The 17,289-nt window shown below is 29.9% G+C and carries 22 protein-coding genes; 19 read left to right on the top strand and 3 right to left on the bottom strand.

Annotation, left to right across the window (positions count from 1 at the left end; genetic code table 11):
- Positions 1–30 precede the first annotated feature (30 nt).
- The 8 genes from rnpA to noc all read left to right on the top strand — a co-directional run bounded on the left by rnpA (position 31) and on the right by noc (position 6,907).
- Positions 31–381 carry a ribonuclease P protein component gene (gene rnpA / locus KVH43_RS04715; RefSeq protein ID WP_218283714.1) on the top strand — a complete coding sequence of 117 codons (351 nt, stop codon included), beginning with the start codon at positions 31–33 and terminating at the stop codon, positions 379–381.
- Positions 378–587: a membrane protein insertion efficiency factor YidD gene (gene yidD / locus KVH43_RS04710; RefSeq protein ID WP_218283713.1), complete on the top strand. Its 210-nt coding sequence runs from the start codon at positions 378–380 to the stop codon at positions 585–587. Before rnpA ends, yidD begins: the two co-directional genes overlap by 4 nt.
- A gap of 23 nt (positions 588–610) precedes the next feature.
- Positions 611–1,267, top strand: coding sequence for a YidC/Oxa1 family membrane protein insertase (locus tag KVH43_RS04705; protein WP_218283712.1), 657 nt, complete (start codon positions 611–613; stop codon positions 1,265–1,267).
- A gap of 1 nt (position 1,268) precedes the next feature.
- Positions 1,269–1,904 (top strand): RNA-binding cell elongation regulator Jag/EloR, encoded by a 636-nt coding sequence (jag, locus tag KVH43_RS04700; protein ID WP_218283711.1) that lies wholly within the window; start codon positions 1,269–1,271, stop codon positions 1,902–1,904.
- A gap of 83 nt (positions 1,905–1,987) precedes the next feature.
- Positions 1,988–3,367: a tRNA uridine-5-carboxymethylaminomethyl(34) synthesis GTPase MnmE gene (gene mnmE, locus KVH43_RS04695; protein WP_218283710.1), complete on the top strand. Its 1,380-nt coding sequence runs from the start codon at positions 1,988–1,990 to the stop codon at positions 3,365–3,367.
- A gap of 11 nt (positions 3,368–3,378) precedes the next feature.
- Complete coding sequence (gene mnmG, locus KVH43_RS04690) at positions 3,379–5,274, top strand: tRNA uridine-5-carboxymethylaminomethyl(34) synthesis enzyme MnmG (RefSeq protein WP_218283709.1); 1,896 nt, start codon at positions 3,379–3,381, stop codon at positions 5,272–5,274.
- The gene (gene rsmG / locus KVH43_RS04685; protein WP_218283708.1) at positions 5,267–5,986 is read left to right on the top strand and encodes a 16S rRNA (guanine(527)-N(7))-methyltransferase RsmG; all 720 of its coding nucleotides are present in this window, start codon (positions 5,267–5,269) and stop codon (positions 5,984–5,986) included. The genes mnmG and rsmG overlap by 8 nt, the downstream gene beginning before the upstream one ends.
- 120 nt (positions 5,987–6,106) lie before the next feature.
- Positions 6,107–6,907 carry a nucleoid occlusion protein gene (gene noc, locus KVH43_RS04680; RefSeq protein WP_218283707.1) on the top strand — a complete coding sequence of 267 codons (801 nt, stop codon included), beginning with the start codon at positions 6,107–6,109 and terminating at the stop codon, positions 6,905–6,907.
- A 33-nt stretch (positions 6,908–6,940) separates the two neighbouring features.
- On the opposite strand, the gene KVH43_RS04675 is transcribed toward noc, so the two are convergent.
- Entirely contained in the window at positions 6,941–7,210 is a 270-nt protein-coding gene (locus tag KVH43_RS04675) for a TMEM165/GDT1 family protein (RefSeq protein WP_218283706.1), read from the bottom strand.
- A gap of 201 nt (positions 7,211–7,411) precedes the next feature.
- Here KVH43_RS04675 and KVH43_RS04670 point away from each other — a divergent pair, with 201 nt between their 5' ends.
- From KVH43_RS04670 to KVH43_RS04630, 9 genes are all read left to right on the top strand, one after another.
- A complete protein-coding gene (locus tag KVH43_RS04670) occupies positions 7,412–8,197 on the top strand; it encodes a ParA family protein (RefSeq protein ID WP_218283705.1) in 786 nt (261 codons plus the stop codon).
- Positions 8,198–9,067: a ParB/RepB/Spo0J family partition protein gene (locus tag KVH43_RS04665; RefSeq protein ID WP_218283704.1), complete on the top strand. Its 870-nt coding sequence runs from the start codon at positions 8,198–8,200 to the stop codon at positions 9,065–9,067. It abuts the gene before it with no gap.
- 155 nt (positions 9,068–9,222) lie between these two features.
- A complete protein-coding gene (locus KVH43_RS04660; protein ID WP_218283703.1) occupies positions 9,223–9,996 on the top strand; it encodes a DUF4184 family protein in 774 nt (257 codons plus the stop codon).
- 34 nt (positions 9,997–10,030) lie between these two features.
- On the top strand, positions 10,031–10,177 hold the full coding sequence (locus KVH43_RS04655; RefSeq protein WP_218283702.1) for a MerR family transcriptional regulator: 147 nt from the start codon (positions 10,031–10,033) through the stop codon (positions 10,175–10,177).
- Positions 10,178–10,908: 731 nt separating this feature from the next.
- Positions 10,909–11,223 (top strand): hypothetical protein, encoded by a 315-nt coding sequence (locus KVH43_RS04650; RefSeq protein ID WP_218283701.1) that lies wholly within the window; start codon positions 10,909–10,911, stop codon positions 11,221–11,223.
- 60 nt (positions 11,224–11,283) lie between these two features.
- Complete coding sequence (locus KVH43_RS04645) at positions 11,284–12,438, top strand: aminotransferase class V-fold PLP-dependent enzyme (RefSeq protein WP_338028361.1); 1,155 nt, start codon at positions 11,284–11,286, stop codon at positions 12,436–12,438.
- A gap of 114 nt (positions 12,439–12,552) precedes the next feature.
- The gene (locus KVH43_RS04640) at positions 12,553–13,080 is read left to right on the top strand and encodes a DUF4446 family protein (RefSeq protein ID WP_218283700.1); all 528 of its coding nucleotides are present in this window, start codon (positions 12,553–12,555) and stop codon (positions 13,078–13,080) included.
- Positions 13,081–13,090: 10 nt separating this feature from the next.
- Entirely contained in the window at positions 13,091–13,981 is an 891-nt protein-coding gene (locus tag KVH43_RS04635) for a diacylglycerol/lipid kinase family protein (protein WP_218283699.1), read from the top strand.
- A gap of 62 nt (positions 13,982–14,043) precedes the next feature.
- Entirely contained in the window at positions 14,044–14,310 is a 267-nt protein-coding gene (locus tag KVH43_RS04630) for a YkuS family protein (protein ID WP_218283698.1), read from the top strand.
- 21 nt (positions 14,311–14,331) lie between these two features.
- Here KVH43_RS04630 and yyaC read toward each other — a convergent pair whose 3' ends face one another.
- Both yyaC and KVH43_RS04620 read right to left on the bottom strand, forming a co-directional pair.
- On the bottom strand, positions 14,332–14,934 hold the full coding sequence (gene yyaC, locus KVH43_RS04625) for a spore protease YyaC (protein WP_218283697.1): 603 nt from the start codon (positions 14,932–14,934) through the stop codon (positions 14,332–14,334).
- Between the two features lie 148 nt (positions 14,935–15,082).
- Positions 15,083–16,111 (bottom strand): hypothetical protein, encoded by a 1,029-nt coding sequence (locus tag KVH43_RS04620; protein WP_218283696.1) that lies wholly within the window; start codon positions 16,109–16,111, stop codon positions 15,083–15,085.
- Positions 16,112–16,408: 297 nt separating this feature from the next.
- On the opposite strand from KVH43_RS04620, the gene tnpA reads away from it, so the two are divergent.
- Positions 16,409–16,807, top strand: a complete 399-nt coding sequence (gene tnpA / locus KVH43_RS04615) for an IS200/IS605 family transposase (protein ID WP_218283695.1) — start codon at positions 16,409–16,411, stop codon at positions 16,805–16,807.
- A 15-nt stretch (positions 16,808–16,822) separates the two neighbouring features.
- On the top strand, positions 16,823–17,062 hold the full coding sequence (locus KVH43_RS04610) for a helix-turn-helix domain-containing protein (RefSeq protein ID WP_218283694.1): 240 nt from the start codon (positions 16,823–16,825) through the stop codon (positions 17,060–17,062).
- Positions 17,063–17,289: the final 227 nt, after the last annotated feature.

Below are 17,289 nucleotides of genomic sequence, written 5' to 3'. Positions count from 1 at the left end.
AATTTTGGTGTTTTGAAAGAAGGAAAAAAAATGAAAGATACGTTGCGATTAAGAGAAGATACTGCTTTTAAAAGGATCTATTCTAAAGGAAATTCATTAGCCAATAAATATTTGGTACTATTTTATTTAAAGAAGAAACAAGAATACAATCGAGTAGGGTTTATTGCTAGTAAAAAAGTTGGTAAAAGTGTTATCAGAAATAGAGCAAGAAGATTAATGAAAGAAGCTTTTCGTTTATATAGCTCAGATATTCAAAGAGGATATGATCTTATTTTTATCGCTAGAGTAAATATGAAGGACGCAGCGTATAAAGATGTAGAAAAGGCAATGATGCATATTTTAAAAAAATCAAAATTATTGAAACAGGTGAAAAAAATTTGAAGGAAATATTAATAGGTATGGTGAAGATATATAGAAGGTATATTTCGCCATTAAAACCTCAAACTTGTAGATTTTATCCAACATGTTCTCAATATGCATTAGAAGCTTTAGAAAAATATGGAGCAATTAAAGGAACAATTATAAGTATAAAAAGAATTTTAAAATGTCATCCCTTTCACTCAGGAGGATATGACCCTTTAAAATAATCGAATAGGGGGTAATAATTTTAATGCGTTTTTTAGCTAAACCAATGGGATACCTTTTATTATATCTATATAAGCTAATAGGAAACTATGGAATATCCATTATATTATTTACGGTTATTGTAAAGTTAGTGCTATTACCGCTTACTATAAAGCAATTAAAAAGTACAAAAGAAATGGCGAAGATACAGCCGAAGCTAAAGGAACTTCAGGAAAAATATAAAAATGATAAAGAAAAGCTTAACATAAAAACAATGGAACTGTACAAAGAACATAAAATCAATCCTATGGGTGGATGTTTACCATTACTGATTCAAATTCCAATAATATTTGGACTTTTTTCAGTACTGAGAACGCCTGCACAATATATTGCTGAGCCTAGCTTTCTTCAAGCAATCAGTGAATCTTTTTTATGGATACCAAATTTAAGCAATCCAGATCCAATCATACTGCCTATATTAGCAGGGATTACAACATATTTTTCAATGAGTACCACAAATACTGGAGCTGTTCAAAATCAAACCATGAAGACGATGAACTTAGTGATGCCATTTTTGATTATTTGGTGGGGAAGAGGCTTTCCAGCAGGACTTACGCTATATTGGGTGGTAAGTAATATATTCCAAATGGCTCAACAGTACTTTATATCAAAAGGTATAGTATCTAAGGAGGAGTTAAGTTAATATGAAATTCACAGAAAAAACAGGGAAAACTGTAGAAGAAGCTGTGAAAAGTGCTCTTGAAGAATTAAAAGTTACACGGGATAAGGTAGAAATCGAAGTAATAGAAGAGCCGAGCAAAGGTTTTCTAGGTTTGATTGGTACAAGATTGGCAAAAATAAGGGTTACTGTGAAGGATCATCCAGAAGAGGCAGCAGTAGAATTTTTGAATAGTATATTTAAAGATATGAAGCTTGAAGCTCACTGCAAGACAAAACTAAAGGAAGACAGCTTATATATAGAAATTTTAGGTAAAGATATGGGTGTATTGATTGGAAGAAGAGGACAGACTTTAGATGCTATACAATACCTGGTAAGTCTAGTTGTTAATAAGGATAGGGAAAATTATTTAAGAGTAATAGTAGATACAGAAAATTATCGTAAAAAAAGAGAACAGACTTTAGTAAGACTTGCAAATAAGTTAGCCAATCAAGTGAAAATCAGAGGAAAGGATATAGTACTTGAACCTATGAATCCTTATGAGAGAAGAATTATTCATTCAACATTACAGAATCATCCATATGTTCAGACAAGAAGTGAAGGTGAAGAACCTTTTAGAAAAGTTGTAATTGCAGTAAAACAATTATCTAAAACCCAGTAGCGATTGCTGGGTTTTGTTATTGTTTATTAATATTTTGGCATACTAATGATAGAATAAAGAAGTGATAATAAAGAGGTGATAAAATGAGCGATACAATTGCAGCTATTGCAACAGCACCAGGAGAAGCAGGAATTGGGATTGTAAGATTAAGTGGAGAAGCTTCTTTAGAAATACTTGATAAAATTTTTGTTCCTACAAAAGGAAATAGTATAAAAGAATATAAACCGAGGAGACTTACCCACGGAAAAATTGTAGATCCTCATACAAAAAAATTAATAGACGAGGTATTAGTTGTATATATGAAAGCACCATATACATATACTGCAGAAGATGTGGTAGAAATTAACTGTCATGGAGGTATTGTTCCTGTACGAAAGATTCTTCAACTTGTATTAAGAAATGGAGCAAGGATGGCAGAACGAGGAGAATTTACAAAGAGAGCGTTTTTAAATGGAAGAATTGATCTTTCACAAGCAGAAGCTGTAATGGATTTGATCAGCGCAAAGACAGATAAAAGCTTTGATGTAGCCTTTGGTCAATTAGAAGGTTCATTATCTAAAGAGGTAAAAGCTATTCGGGATAATATTTTAGAAATGATGGCACATATTACGGTAAACATTGATTTTCCAGATGAAGATATTGAAGAAATTACATATAATGAGCTTATGGAAAGTTCAAATAAGATTCATGAAGATATTGAGCGCCTTCTTGAAAGTTCAAATACAGGAAGAATTATCAAAGAAGGATTGCATACAGTAATTATTGGAAAACCAAATGTTGGAAAATCATCTCTAATGAATGCATTGCTTAAGGAATCTAGAGCGATTGTTACAGAAGTACCAGGAACAACAAGAGATATTATTGAAGAATTTGTAAGTATAAGAGGAATTCCTCTAAAAATTGTTGATACTGCAGGTATTAGAGAAACGGAAGACATTGTTGAAAAAATTGGTGTGGAGAGAAGTAAAGAATTTTTCAACAAAGGAGATTTAGTGATTTTTGTATTAAATGCTTCAGAAGCTTTAACTGACGAAGATAGGAAAATTATAGAACTACTTAAAGATAGACCAACAATTGTTTTAATGAATAAAACTGATTTACCTGTTGTTTTAGATATAGATGAAATCAAAAAGCTTCTTCCAAATAAAAAAATCATTAAAGTGTCTATTTTGAAAGGAACAGGAATAGATGAATTAGAGGAAACTATTGTTGAGTTAGTTTATGGTGGTAAAGTAAAGCAAGGAGAGGCTTCTTTTATTACTAATGTAAGGCATAAAGATGCATTAGAAAAAGCAAAAATGAGTATATTAGATGCTATTGATGCAATAAAACAAGGCTTACCATTAGATTTTGTAGAAGTAGATGTGAAAAATTGCTTGGAATATTTAGGAGAAATTACAGGAGAAACAGTAGGAGAAGATGTAATCGATCAAATATTTGCTAACTTTTGTTTAGGAAAATAGGAGGGATATGAATGCTAGAAAAATTTGGAGCAGGCGATTATGATGTAGTTGTTATTGGAGCTGGGCATGCTGGATGTGAAGCAGCTTTAGCATCTGCTCGTATGGGTTGTAGTACATTACTTGTATCCATAAACTTAGATTCTATTGCTATGATGCCTTGTAATCCTTCCATAGGAGGAACAGGAAAAGGACACCTTGTAAGAGAAATCGATGCATTAGGTGGAGAGATGGGACTTATTATAGATAAGGCTTTTATACAAAGTCGTATGCTCAATACGGCAAAAGGTCCTGCTGTGCATTCATTAAGGGCTCAAGCTGATAAACAGCTTTATCATATAGAAATGAAAAAAGTTTTGGAAAATCAAGAAAATCTTGATATAAAGCAAGGAGAAGTTATTGAAATTATAGTAGAAGAAAATCGTGTAAAAGGAGTTGTATTCAGTACAGGCTCTGTATATACTGCAAAAGCAGTAATATTAGCTACAGGAACTTATTTAGGAGGAAAAATATTTATTGGACGTACAAGCTATGAAAGTGGACCAAATGGATTAGCTTCTTCTAAAAAATTAACAAAAAGCTTAGAAGAAATAGGATTAAAAATGAGAAGATTCAAAACAGGTACACCAGCAAGGGTAGATAAGTCTACTTTGGATTTTTCTAAAATGGAAGAGCAGCCAGGAGATGAAAAAGTTGTTCCTTTTTCATTTATGAATGAATCATTAGAAAAGGATCAAATTTCTTGCTGGCTTACTTATACAAATGAAAAAACTCATGAAATTATTCGAAAGGATATTCATCGTTCTGCAATGTATGGCGGAGAAATAGAGGGGACAGGACCTAGATATTGTCCTTCTATTGAAGATAAGATAACAAGATTTTCAGATAAGAAAAGACATCAATTATTTATTGAACCAGAAGGTTTAAATACTAATGAAATGTATGTACAAGGTATGTCAACAAGCCTCCCAGAAGATGTACAGGTCAAATTCTATAGAAGTATTCCAGGTCTTGAAAATGTAAAGATAATGCGTCCGGCTTATGCGATCGAATATGATTGTATTGATCCATTACAATTAAAATTAACTTTAGAATGTAAGGATATTGAATATTTATTTTCAGCAGGACAATTTAATGGAAGCTCTGGATATGAAGAGGCTGCTGCTCAAGGGCTTATTGCAGGGATTAATGCAGCTCTTAAAATTCAAGGAAAAGAATCTTTTACACTAGATCGTTCAGAGGCATATATAGGGGTACTTATTGATGATTTAGTAACAAAAGGAACTAATGAACCTTATAGAATGATGACATCTAGAGCAGAATATAGATTAGTATTAAGACAGGACAATGCAGATTTGAGACTTACAGAAAAAGGATATAATATAGGATTAGTAACAAAGGAAAGATATGAGAAATTCTTAAAGAAAAAAGAATTGATAGAAAAAGAAATGACAAGGTTGAAGCAAACTACTGTAACTCCTAGTCAAGCAAATGAATTTTTAGAAAAAATGGGTACATCTACTTTAAAAAGTGGTGTATCTTTAAAGGATTTATTAAAGCGTCCTCAAATCACATATGAAGCTTTAAAGGAATTAGATAAAAATCGTCCAAATCTTCCGTTAGAAGTAGTAGAGCAGTGTGAAATACAAATAAAATACGAAGGATATATTGGGAAACAGTTAAAACAGATTGAACAGTTTAAAAAGCTTGAGATGAAAAAATTAAATCCAGATATGGATTATAGTCAAATTGATGGGTTAAGGCTTGAAGCTAGACAAAAGTTAAATGCTATAAAGCCTTTATCTGTTGGACAGGCATCGAGAATTTCTGGAGTATCACCTGCTGATATTTCTGTGCTTTTAATTTACCTAGAGCAACAGCGAAGAAAAAGAGGTGAAAAAAATGAATAATGTAGAGCTTCTTGAAGAAGGCTCAAAAGAACTAGGGTTAAATTTAAATAGTGATCAAATCAATCAATTTTTAAAGTATAAGGATTTATTAATTGAATGGAATAAAAAAATGAATCTAACAGCTATTACAGAAGAAAGAGAAGTTATGATTAAGCATTTTTTAGATTCTTTATGCTGTATGACACTTCCCTTTATAAAGAAAAATTCTAAAGTGATTGATGTAGGAACAGGTGCAGGGTTTCCCGGTATTCCTATAAATATTTATGATCCAACTATAAGCTTAACGCTATTAGATTCATTAAATAAAAGGATTAAGTTTCTTCAAGAGGTTTGTGAGAATTTAGGATTAAAAGCTGTAGATTTTCAGCATGGACGAGCAGAAGACTTTGGGAAAAATAAAAATTTCAGGCAAAGCTATGATATTGCTGTTGCTAGAGCTGTTGCACCATTAAATGTATTATGTGAATATTGTTTGCCATTTGTAAGTATAGGTGGATATTTTATTTGCCAAAAGGGTCCTAACATTGATGAAGAAATGAAGGATGCAAAAAAAGCGATAGAAGTATTAGGCGGTAAATTTATTGAAAAGAAAGATATAAAATTGCCGTTTTGTGATATTACTCATAATATTGTTGTAATTGAGAAAGTGAAAGAAACACCGACAAAATATCCTAGAAAGGCTGGAACTCCGACTAAAAAACCTTTACTATAAGGAAAGGATAAATATTTTGTAGAACAAAATTCTTAGAAAATTTTGCAAAAATGAAGGAAGTTTAAATTCTTTGACGAATAATTACTTAGAATAGTTATAAGTATAAGGGGAAGAGTGATCATGATAAAAGACATAGGCACAGAAATTCTACAAATTCCTGTTGATTCTATTTTGCCAAATCCATATCAACCTAGAAAGGTTTTTAAAAAAGGGAATTTAGAAGAATTAAGTGAATCCATAAAAGTATATGGGGTATTACAGCCTATAAGTGTTAGAAAAATTGGAGAAAATCGTTATGAACTTGTAGCCGGAGAAAGAAGATTAAGGGCTGCAAAGCTTGCTGAGCTTAAAAATATACCTGCAATTGTAACGGAAATGACAGATCAGGATTCGGCTGTTCTTGCACTGATTGAAAATTTACAAAGAGAAGATTTGAATTTTATAGAGGAAGCAGAAGGTTATCTTCATTTAATGGAGGATCATAATTTTACTCAGCAGGAAATTGCACAAAAGGTTGGAAAAAATCAATCAACTATTGCAAACAAATTAAGAATTTTAAAATTACCTAGTAAAGTAAAGGAATTATTAATAGAGAACGGATTAACTGAAAGACACGGAAGAGCTTTATTGAAATTACATGATGAAAAGTTGCAGTTAATGGTCTTAAAAGAGATTATTGATAAAGATTTGAATGTAAAGAAGACAGAAAAAAGAATTAATGAGATATTAGATGAAGTTACTAAGGGTGATGAAGAAGGCACAAAAAAACGAATTAAAAGTGCTTTTAATTTTAAAATTTATTTAAATACATTAAAGAATGCATATAATGCTATTAAAGAAACCGGGTTAAAGGCTGAATATAAGCAATCAGATAAAGGAGAATATATAGAAGTTGTTGTAAAAATTCCTAAAAATCAGTAATAAAAGTCGCAGGGCAAATGTCCTACGACTTTTTCATATTTTACCAAACATAGTCAATATGCCAAAAACAATAAAAATAAAACCAGCAGCTATTTGTAAATAATTAGCTGGTATAAACTTGGTAATATAAGAACCAGCAAATACACCTAATAGACAGCTTAGTACTAAAGCACAGGATGCACCAATAAAAACACCTAATATGGATTTTGATTGGGTGGCTAACATCATAGTTTGAAGTTGTGTTTTATCTCCTAATTCTGCAATGAATACAATCCAAAAGGAAGTGATAATAATTCTTAGCATTAAATTTTAACCTCCTATAAGACAAACCCGTGATGTTAAATTATATTCACAGATACCTTTATTTATACTTACTATAATTTTAGATGGAGTAGTACGTGCATTCATGTGTGTGGAGTGTCAAAATATAAGAATTTAGAGAAGGAATTCTAAAAACAGTAACGAAATTTATAAGTATTATTATGAATTCGTGAGGTGATTCAGGTGGGAAAGGTAATTGCAATTTTTAATCAAAAGGGTGGAGTAGGAAAGACTACTACCAATGTAAATTTGAGTGCTTGTTTAGCGGCAAAAGGAAAGAAAATATTGGTTGTTGATATTGACCCTCAGGGAAATACCACTAGTGGTTTTGGAATAGACAAAGATCATGCAGATTATACAACATATGATCTTCTGATAAATAATATAGAAGTTAATGAATGTATTATTAAAAAACATCGAGAAAATCTGTCTATTATTCCTTCAAGTGTACAACTAGCAGGTGCTGAAATTGAAATGACAGGAATGGGAGATAGAGAAAAAAGATTAAAAAAAGCAATAGATCAAGTAAAGAATCAATATGATTATATTTTTATAGATTGCCCACCATCATTAGGACTATTAACAATTAATGCATTAACTGCTGTAGATAGTGTGCTTATTCCTATTCAATGTGAGTACTATGCGTTAGAAGGAGTAAGTCAATTAATGAATACTATTGAGCTTGTACGAGAAAGCTTAAATTCTAAATTAGAGGTTCAAGGGGTAATACTTAGTATGTTTGATGGAAGAACAAATCTTTCTATACAAGTAGTTGATGAGGTGAAAAAATATTTTAGAGGAAAAGTATATACTACTTTAATTCCTAGAAATGTTCGTTTAGCAGAAGCTCCTAGTTATGGATTATCTATTATTGAATATGACCCAAAATCTAAAGGAGCAGAAGCATATTCTGAATTTGCAGAAGAATTTTTATATCTAGAAGAAGATCTTGACGAGGAAGTGATATAATTGGTAAAAAAAAGAAGTGGTTTAGGTAAAGGACTTAGTGCTCTTATTCCTGAACGAAATACTGATATAGAAAAAAATAGAGAAATTAAAGGTGATATACAAAATATTAATATTCATGAAATTAATCCAAATAGAAATCAACCAAGAAAAAGCTTTGATCAAGAAAAGCTTGATGCTCTAGCTAAATCTATTAAAAATTACGGTGTAATTCAGCCTATTGTAGTAAGGACTATTAAAGAGGGATATGAAATTGTAGCAGGTGAAAGAAGATGGAAAGCTTGTAGACAAGCAGGACTTAAAGAAATACCATGTATTATAAAAGAGTTGAATGAAAAGGAACGTATGGAAATTGCACTTATTGAAAATTTACAAAGAGAAGATTTGAATCCTATTGAAGAAGCTTTAGCATATAAGATGTTAATAGAAGATTACCAATTAACTCAAGAGGAAATATCATCTAGTATTGGGAAAAGTAGACCTTATATTGCCAATATGATAAGGCTTCTTAAGCTTTCTGAAGAAGTAAGAAAGATGTTGATGAATAATTTGCTATCAAGTGGTCATGCTAGAGCTTTATTGAGAATTGAAGATAGTAATCTGCAAAAACAAATAGGTGAAAAAATTATTGCAAATAATTTATCTGTTAGAGAAACAGAAAGCTTAGTTACAAAGCTTATAAACGATAAAGGGGAAAAGAAAAAAAAGCAAAAAACAAAGGACACTACTTTAATGTTTATAGAAGATACATTACAAACTAGATTAGGAACAAAGGTAAACATTATAAAAGGCAAGAAAAAAGGTAAAATAGAAATAGAGTACTATAGTGATGAGGAATTAGAAAGATTAGTAGAATTGCTTCAAGGAAGTTAATGTTTCACGTGAAACTTTTAATTGTTAAAGTTGGAGGAATTGTTACTTGCCGATAGGTACCAGTCCCTTCCACGGTACTACTTGGTTAGGAACAAGCCACTACTTAATGTCTTGGTATTAGTTGACATAAATAATTAACGAAAGGATACGATTTTATGCCCTTTACATTTTCACACCCAGCAATCGTTATTCCTATAAAAAATAAGCTTGGAAAATACTTTGATTTTACTGCTTTAGTTCTTGGTAGCATGGCCCCTGACTTTGAGTATTTTTTAAGATTTAAACCAATGGGAACTATTGGACATACTATAGGTGGATTTTTTTATTTTAATCTTCCTTTATGCTTTATTATTGCTTATATATTTCATTATATTGTAAAAAAACCTTTTATTTTTAATTTACCCAAACCTATAGATGGTTGGTTTTATCATATAGCTGTTAATTCATGGTCTATAAAATCTGTAAAAGGATTTTTTGTTTTTGTGTATTCAGCGATTATTGGTATGTTTTCTCATGTATTGTGGGATGGCTTTACGCATGATGGTGGAATGTTTGTAAATAGGATTCCTTTGTTGAGAAAATATATTTATTTTATAAATAATCAAATACCTATGTATAAGTTTTTTCAGCATGGCAGTACTTTAATAGGATTTATGATTATATTTTTATATCTTTATAGGAATCGAAATCAATACAAAGGGAAAAATTATCATACATCAACAAAAACAAAATTATTTTATTATGCATGTATTTTGTTTATAACAGTAGTGAGCAGTTCATATAGAATATTTTGGATATTAGGTGGGTTCAATTTGCGATATATTGGAAGCTATATTGTTACTTTAATCAATGGAGGATTGATTGGAGTGATTATTGCTTCTTTGATTTTTCGCATTTATTTTTTAGTAAAAAGTAAGTATGACTTATAACAAGCAATAGTTCATCCTTTTTTCAAGGAGTGATTTGATTGAAGAAGTATTATACTCAAAATTAGTAGGAAAATCAGAACAAACATTAAGAAATTGGGATAAAAACGGTAAATTGAAATCACATTATAAGTCAACCAATGGATATAGATATTATGCAAAAGAACAGATGAACAATAATTAGTTGAAGATTTAATTTAAAACAAAAATAGAAGGAGGTGAAGACCGTTACAAATACCATAAAACTAAAATATAATAAAAACTGAAAATAAGTTGAGAAAGTTATATAGAAAAATTAAAGGTTAAGAGATAATTATATTCATAAAATAACAACATCTTTGGTAAAAATCAAGCTAGAGTATATTGTTATTGAGGATTTGAATGTAAGTGGTATGCTTAAAAATAGAAAACTATCAAAAGCTATACAAGAACGAGCTATAGGTAAACAACTTTAAAATGAAATATAAAGAACAGTTCATTCCAGATAACTTTTGAAAAAACAAAACTTCATTCCATGAAAAATACTAAACCTTCAAAACTCACTTCGTTCAAACAATGAAGGTTCTTAACGTATTTTTCATGTAATTTCAGTAAGTTTTTTTACAAAAGTTATCGAAGTCATTCACTTATCTTTACATATTTCTTTTTTTATGTTGATGCTGTTTACCTATAAGAAGGCGACTTGAATATAAATATAAATGGTATGAAGTTAAATCAGTAGCTTCATTACTTTAAAAGATACTACTGATGTGTACTGTGTCGTTACACAGGAATTTAAGCCTTTGGAGAGCTATAAAAATGAGAGTAATAACTTTTAGTTATGAAATCAGGTTCGATGAATGAGGAACAAAGCGTAAAACTTATAAACCATCAACTTATTTATAAGTTTTTATAGGTATTTAGTAACGGAGAAAAATGAACGAAGAACAATATATAAAATCTATACTAGATATTCCAAAGGAAGTATATATGGAAGATTTTACCCCTATGGAAGAACGAGTGAAAGGAACAAATATAGAAGAAGAATTCAAAAAATTAAAAGATAAAATAGGAGACAAAGATTTTCAAAAGTATTTTAATCGTTTAATAAAAATAAAAAAGCATGAAAAGGATATGATGATTATTACACCTAAAGAGAATCATAGAGCAATTATTATTAGAGAGTATTTTGGTTTGCTAAAGGAAATATTTGATGTAGCAAATATTATCATTATTGCACAGTCTATATAAGTGTTTCATGTGAAACATGTAGTGCATATAATGATAAAGAGATAAAAGTGGGGGTGTTTAATGGTGATATATTTAGATAATGCTGCAACAACTTATCCTAAGCCAGAAATGGTATATGTAGCTATGGATAAATGTATGAGAGAATATGGGGCAAATCCAGGAAGGGCTGGACATCAATTAGCTTTAGAAGCAGGTAGAGCAATTTATAAAACAAGGGAACTGATCTGTAAATTATTTAATATAGATAATCCTATGCAGATTATTTTCACATGTAATGCTACAGATTCATTAAACTTGGCATTAAAGGGAATATTAAAACAAGGAGACCATATTATCACAACAAGCATGGAGCATAATTCTATGATTAGACCTATTGTTACTCTTGAAAAATTAGGTATTGAATACACAGTGATTCAATGTGATAAAAAAGGGATGATTGATACTCAAGATATAGAAAAGGCAATAAAAGAGAATACAAAAATGATTGCTACGACTCATGCATCTAATGTAGCTGGAACATTAATGCCAATAGAGGAAATAGGTGAAATTGCAGAGAAAAATAATATAATATATTTAGTAGATGCTGCTCAGACAGCAGGTGTATATAATATAGATGTGGAGAAGATGAATATAGACTTACTTGCAGCTCCAGGACATAAAGGACTTTTAGGACCTCAAGGAACAGGTTTTCTCTATATAAGAGAAGGATTGGATCTTCAGCAAATGAAAGAAGGCGGAACAGGAAGCAAATCGGAACTTCTTACTCAACCAGAGATTATTCCAGATAGATATGAAAGTGGTACACCAAATACACCAGGAATTGTAGGTTTAGGAGCAGGAATTGAATTTATTTTAAAAGAAGGAATAGAAAAAATACGCAAGCATGAAGAAGAATTAACAGCATATATGATTTCAGAACTACAAAAAATTGATAATGTACGTATATATGGTCCACTTGATGCAAAAAAACAAGCAGCGGTAATATCAATCAATATTGAAGATGAAGATTCATCGGAAATAAGCTATATATTAGATAAAGTATTTCATATAGCTGTTCGTTCAGGACTTCATTGTGCACCTATGGCTCATAAAACTATGGGAACATTTGAGCAAGGTACAGTAAGGTTTAGCTTGGGGTATTTTAATACAAAAGAAGATGTAGAAAAAGCAGTAGAAGCTTTAAAGAAAATTTGTGACGAATTAAAAAATAGATAGGTTTAAGTGCAAATAGAAAAAAATAGTATGTGTGAAAATCTGACATACTATTTATTTTTTTTCACTTCCATGAGATAATATATTGGGATGATGTTTTGTAAAGGGGGGAAAATAGTGGAGCATATATTGAAGATCATCAGAGAGAATTTAGAAATAATTGTTTTTTATAGTGGAGTTATTAGCATGTTATTATTGATTATTATATGTGTACAGAGTGCCAAAATATCAAAGCTGAAGAAAAAATATGAAACCTTATCAAATAATATTGAAGGGAAAAGTATAGAAGATATTATTTATGAATATTACAAAAAAATAGATAACTTAGATATTAGAATGAATAAAATGGATACGCTTGTAGAAAAAATACAAGAAAAACTTCTTTATAGTATTCAAAAGGTAGGAATGGTACAATACAATGCTTTTGATGATGTGGGTGGAAGCTTAAGCTTTTCTATTGCATTGTTAGATGAACAAAATAATGGTTTTATACTTACAAGTATATATAGTAGAAGCAACAATGTTATTTATGGAAAACCTATCAAGAAAGGAAAATCATCCCATACTCTTTCAGCAGAAGAAATACAAGCACTAGACAGAGCAAAAAATAAATCTTTAGATGAATACACAAAAATAGCATTATAGAGGGATGTAAATGGATATATTATTTATTGTAAACCCGGTAGCAGGGAAAGGTAAATGCGATTTTATTATAGAAAAAATCAAGAAAAATATGGACTCTTTGCATATACCTTATAAAATCAAATTAACTACTCGAAAAAATGAAGCGGAAGAAATAGCAAAAAATGCAGTAATACAAGGATATAAAAAAATTGTAGCAGTAGGTGGAGACGGAACAATTTATGAAGTTGTTAATGGAATAATAGGATCAGATGCTTCTCTTGGTGTAGTTCCAACTGGTACAGGAAATGATTTTGTTAAAACTGTAGGGATACCAAAGGATTTAGAGAAAGCGTTAGAAATTATTATTTATGGAAAAACAGTACATATTGATTGTGGAAAAGTTAATGATCGCCATTTTGTAAATGTTGCAAGTGTTGGATTAGATGCAGAAATTGTGAGGGGAACAGAAGATATTAAGAAATATATTTCAGGTTCGTGGGCTTATATTGGAGGATTGCTGAAGACAATCTTTTCTTATAAGTATAAAAAAGTAGATATGAATATTGATGGAACAAAGGACCATAAAAATATTACTCTAGTAGCAGTTGCAAATGGAAAATATTATGGTGGTGGAATGAAAATTGCTCCAATGGCAGATATAAAAGATGGAGATTTTCAAGTTTGTGTTGTTGATAAAATTTCAAAGTTAAAGCTTATGATGGTATTTCCTAAAATATTTTCAGGTGAACATGTGGGCTATGATGAGGTAGATATTTATAGAGGAAAGCAGATAAAAATAAAAAGTCAAGAACTGTTATCTATCAATTTAGATGGAGATATTATAGGAAAAAGCTTTAATATATGCTTTGAAATGGTTCCAAAATGCTTGAAAGTTCTTGTACCGCAGGATAATTTTATATAAATTTAACATAAATAGTATAAATATAACACCTCCTAGTTATAATACAACTAGGAGGTGTTTGTATGCCAAAGATAGTAGCTATACAGGATCATCTAAAGGATATAGGCAAAGAATTAGAAGCGAGAGGATATGAAGTGGTACATGAAAATTATGACGGATATGTAGATGCTATTCTTTATGATAGTGATTATGGTAGATTGAGCTATTTGGGCAATTTTGATAGTGTCATTGATATGGATAAAGGTGCGATAGTGATAAATATAAAAAATAAGCGTATTGATGAGATTATTTATGCTATAGAAAAAAGAACATATGAATCTTTATTTTAAATAAAGAGGAGCAGTGATGATCTAGTTTAGTTCATACTGCTCCTTTGTAATTCTTTTTAAAAATTTCCATAGGCTATACTGAATGCCATCAGCAATAGTATCAGCCATTTTCATTACAAGATTTAGTCTTGTATTTTGTAATATAATATACTCCATAAATCCACTTAAGTTTACAATGCCTGTAATATGCATATTTCCTATAGAAGGAAGTTGTTTATTTACACCAGCTCCAGGTTTTAAAGGACCGTAGCCTATTGTGATATATCCAATTCTATCAAATTTTCCCAAACAAGCATCAATAGCAATGACAAAGGGATTTTTATAGTTCTTATAAACAAAGTCAATAGAAGCACGAAGATTTTTTGCGTGAACAGGATTTTCTAGAGTTCCATGTATAAAAATGTTTTTATAATTTTTTAAGCTTTTTTTTAGTTTGTAACCAATCAAAGGACCTAAAGAATCGCCTGTTGCACGATCTGTACCAATACACATAATGACTAATGCTTTGTATTCGCTTGTAAAATAATTGGTTAGATATTCTGTAAATATTTTATCAAAATCATAAATTGCTACGGGGGAATGTATATCGATTGAGTGAGTGTGTGAGGAAATAGCAGTATTCATGAATGCATAATACCTCCTTATTATAATATAGTAAAAGTTTGTCCCAAATGTGTATATAAAATGCATTAGAAAGAAATATTGTAAAAGATTTTTATTTATACAATAAAAAAGACTAGAAAAATTAATTTTTTCTAGTCTTTAGGCTAAATTATTTTAATTGTGATTGATTCATATCTTGAATATCGTCAGCATTTATTACAGGGAAAGTAACTTCTTTATTAAAATCATAATATTTACATTTACTACTAGATGTTGTTTGTGTATGTAATTTATCCATAGTCATATCCATTGTTTGTGTAATATCAATGAATTCATATAGTTTTGTTTCTTTATTGATATAGTATTTGTAAGTAATATTCATATTCATTTTAGAAAACATTTCTTTCATTTGTTGCATTAATACTTCTTTATTCATTTTTGGTTTTTCTTCTGTTTGTACTGGATTTGTTTCAGTTGTTGATTTTTCAGTTTTAATTTTTTCAGTTTGTTCGATTACTTTTCCAAGTTGATCAAACATTTTATTAATTAACTTGTTGTATACTTCTTTTAAAGCAGCACTGTCCATGTTTACATTGATTACATAGTATTCTTTGCCATCAATTACAGTATCTTCATCATAAGTAGCATACATACCGAATAATTCCATTTGTTCTTTTGTCATCCCTACATTTGCTCTATCGTTTCCTATTATCTTTTTTATTTCTGCCATTAAAGGATTAATATCTATTTTTATCCATTTTGCATTTTCTCCTGATTTAATGTACATAATTCCTTTATCCATAAAAGTTTCAGAGGTTTGAGGTTTTTGTTCTTGTGGCATATCTTTTAAAGAAATAGTTGTTTTTACATATATTTTTTCTGGTTTTTCAAATATTCCTTCTTGAAGTATTACCATATTTGTATTTTCATCAATTTTTTGTTCTTCTTCAATAAATTTACCTTCAGCATTTGGATCTGGTTTTTTGATATTCATAGAACCTGTAGTCTTTGTATTAACATTGGTTGTATTGCTGAATTTACAAGTCGTATATTGGTTGTTAAAGGTATTTGTTGCTTTGATTAGCATTTCTGATGCAGTTAAACCATCCTTTGTAATATCTTCTTGAGCCACTGCTGTGATTGTCATTGATACTATAAATATTAGTACCATGAATAAAGCGATTTTTCTGTTTTTCATTGATATCCCTCCATTTTATTATTTATTATGAATAATCATTTTAAAATGATTATTGATAAACATAAAGTGAAAAATTAAGTAATATATTAAATTCGATTAAACATATTAAAGCATTTTTGGTAAAAAAAATCAAATACGATATTTTTTAGAAATCATTATTTGTATATATTTTAACACGATTAGCAGAAGTCTCCCATCCTCTATAGGTGGGAGATGAATGCGTAAACACAACTTGCTTCTATTATTTTTTTGTGCTAAAATAAAGTTAGTAGTAAATAATAGAAATGAGTGATAATAATGAAATTAGATACAAATAATCATTCAGTGTTCTTGTTGCATTATCATCTTGTATTAGTTATAAAATACAGAAGAGAAGTAATAAATGATGATATAAGCAATAGACTAAAAGATATATTTGAGAAAATAAGTCCAAATTATAATATAACTACCCAAGAATGGGAACATGACAAAAATTATGTTCATGTATTATTCAAAGCACATCCAAATAGTGAATTATCAAAATTTATAAATGCTTATAAAAGTGCGAGTAGTAGACTTATAAAAAAAGAGTTTCCTCAAATAAAGAAAAAATTATGGAAAGAATATTTTTGGTCAAGAAGTTACTGCTTACTTACAACAGGTGGTTCACCTATAGAAGTAATAAAGAAATATATTCAGAGTCAAGGTAAAAAGTAAAGGTGGTAAAAAGTAGTGAAAATCAATAAAGCATACAAATTTAGAATATATCCAAATAAAAATCAGATAGAAATTATTGAAAAGACTTTCGGTTGTTCAAGATTTGTATATAACTATTTCTTAAATCAAAGAAATGAAGTATATAAAAATGAAAAAAGATGTATGAAATATACTCAGCAGCAAAATCAATTACCAAGCATGAAAAAAGAATTTGTATGGCTTGAAGAAATTGACGTGCGAAATGTTTCTCTATAAGTGATTAATCACGAAAAGAGAGGATTAATGAAATCACATTTAATCTAACTGATTAACTGAAATTTGGAATGAAGCCTTCATGTAGGCTGAAACGAATTACTTGATACTCCTACAAGCGTTTAATGTTTAGTAGACATTAAGGGTTTGAAGCTAGGTAAAGTCGGCTAAGAGTATACCGTAAGGCATGTGGGATAATAACCTACCACCACGAAATGCGAACCAGAGGT

Source organism: Crassaminicella indica (assembly GCF_019203185.1).
GTDB classification, from domain to species: domain Bacteria; phylum Bacillota; class Clostridia; order Peptostreptococcales; family Thermotaleaceae; genus Crassaminicella; species Crassaminicella indica.
Note: the sequence above shows the minus strand (reverse complement) of the source record. Positions and strands in the feature narration are given on the sequence as shown.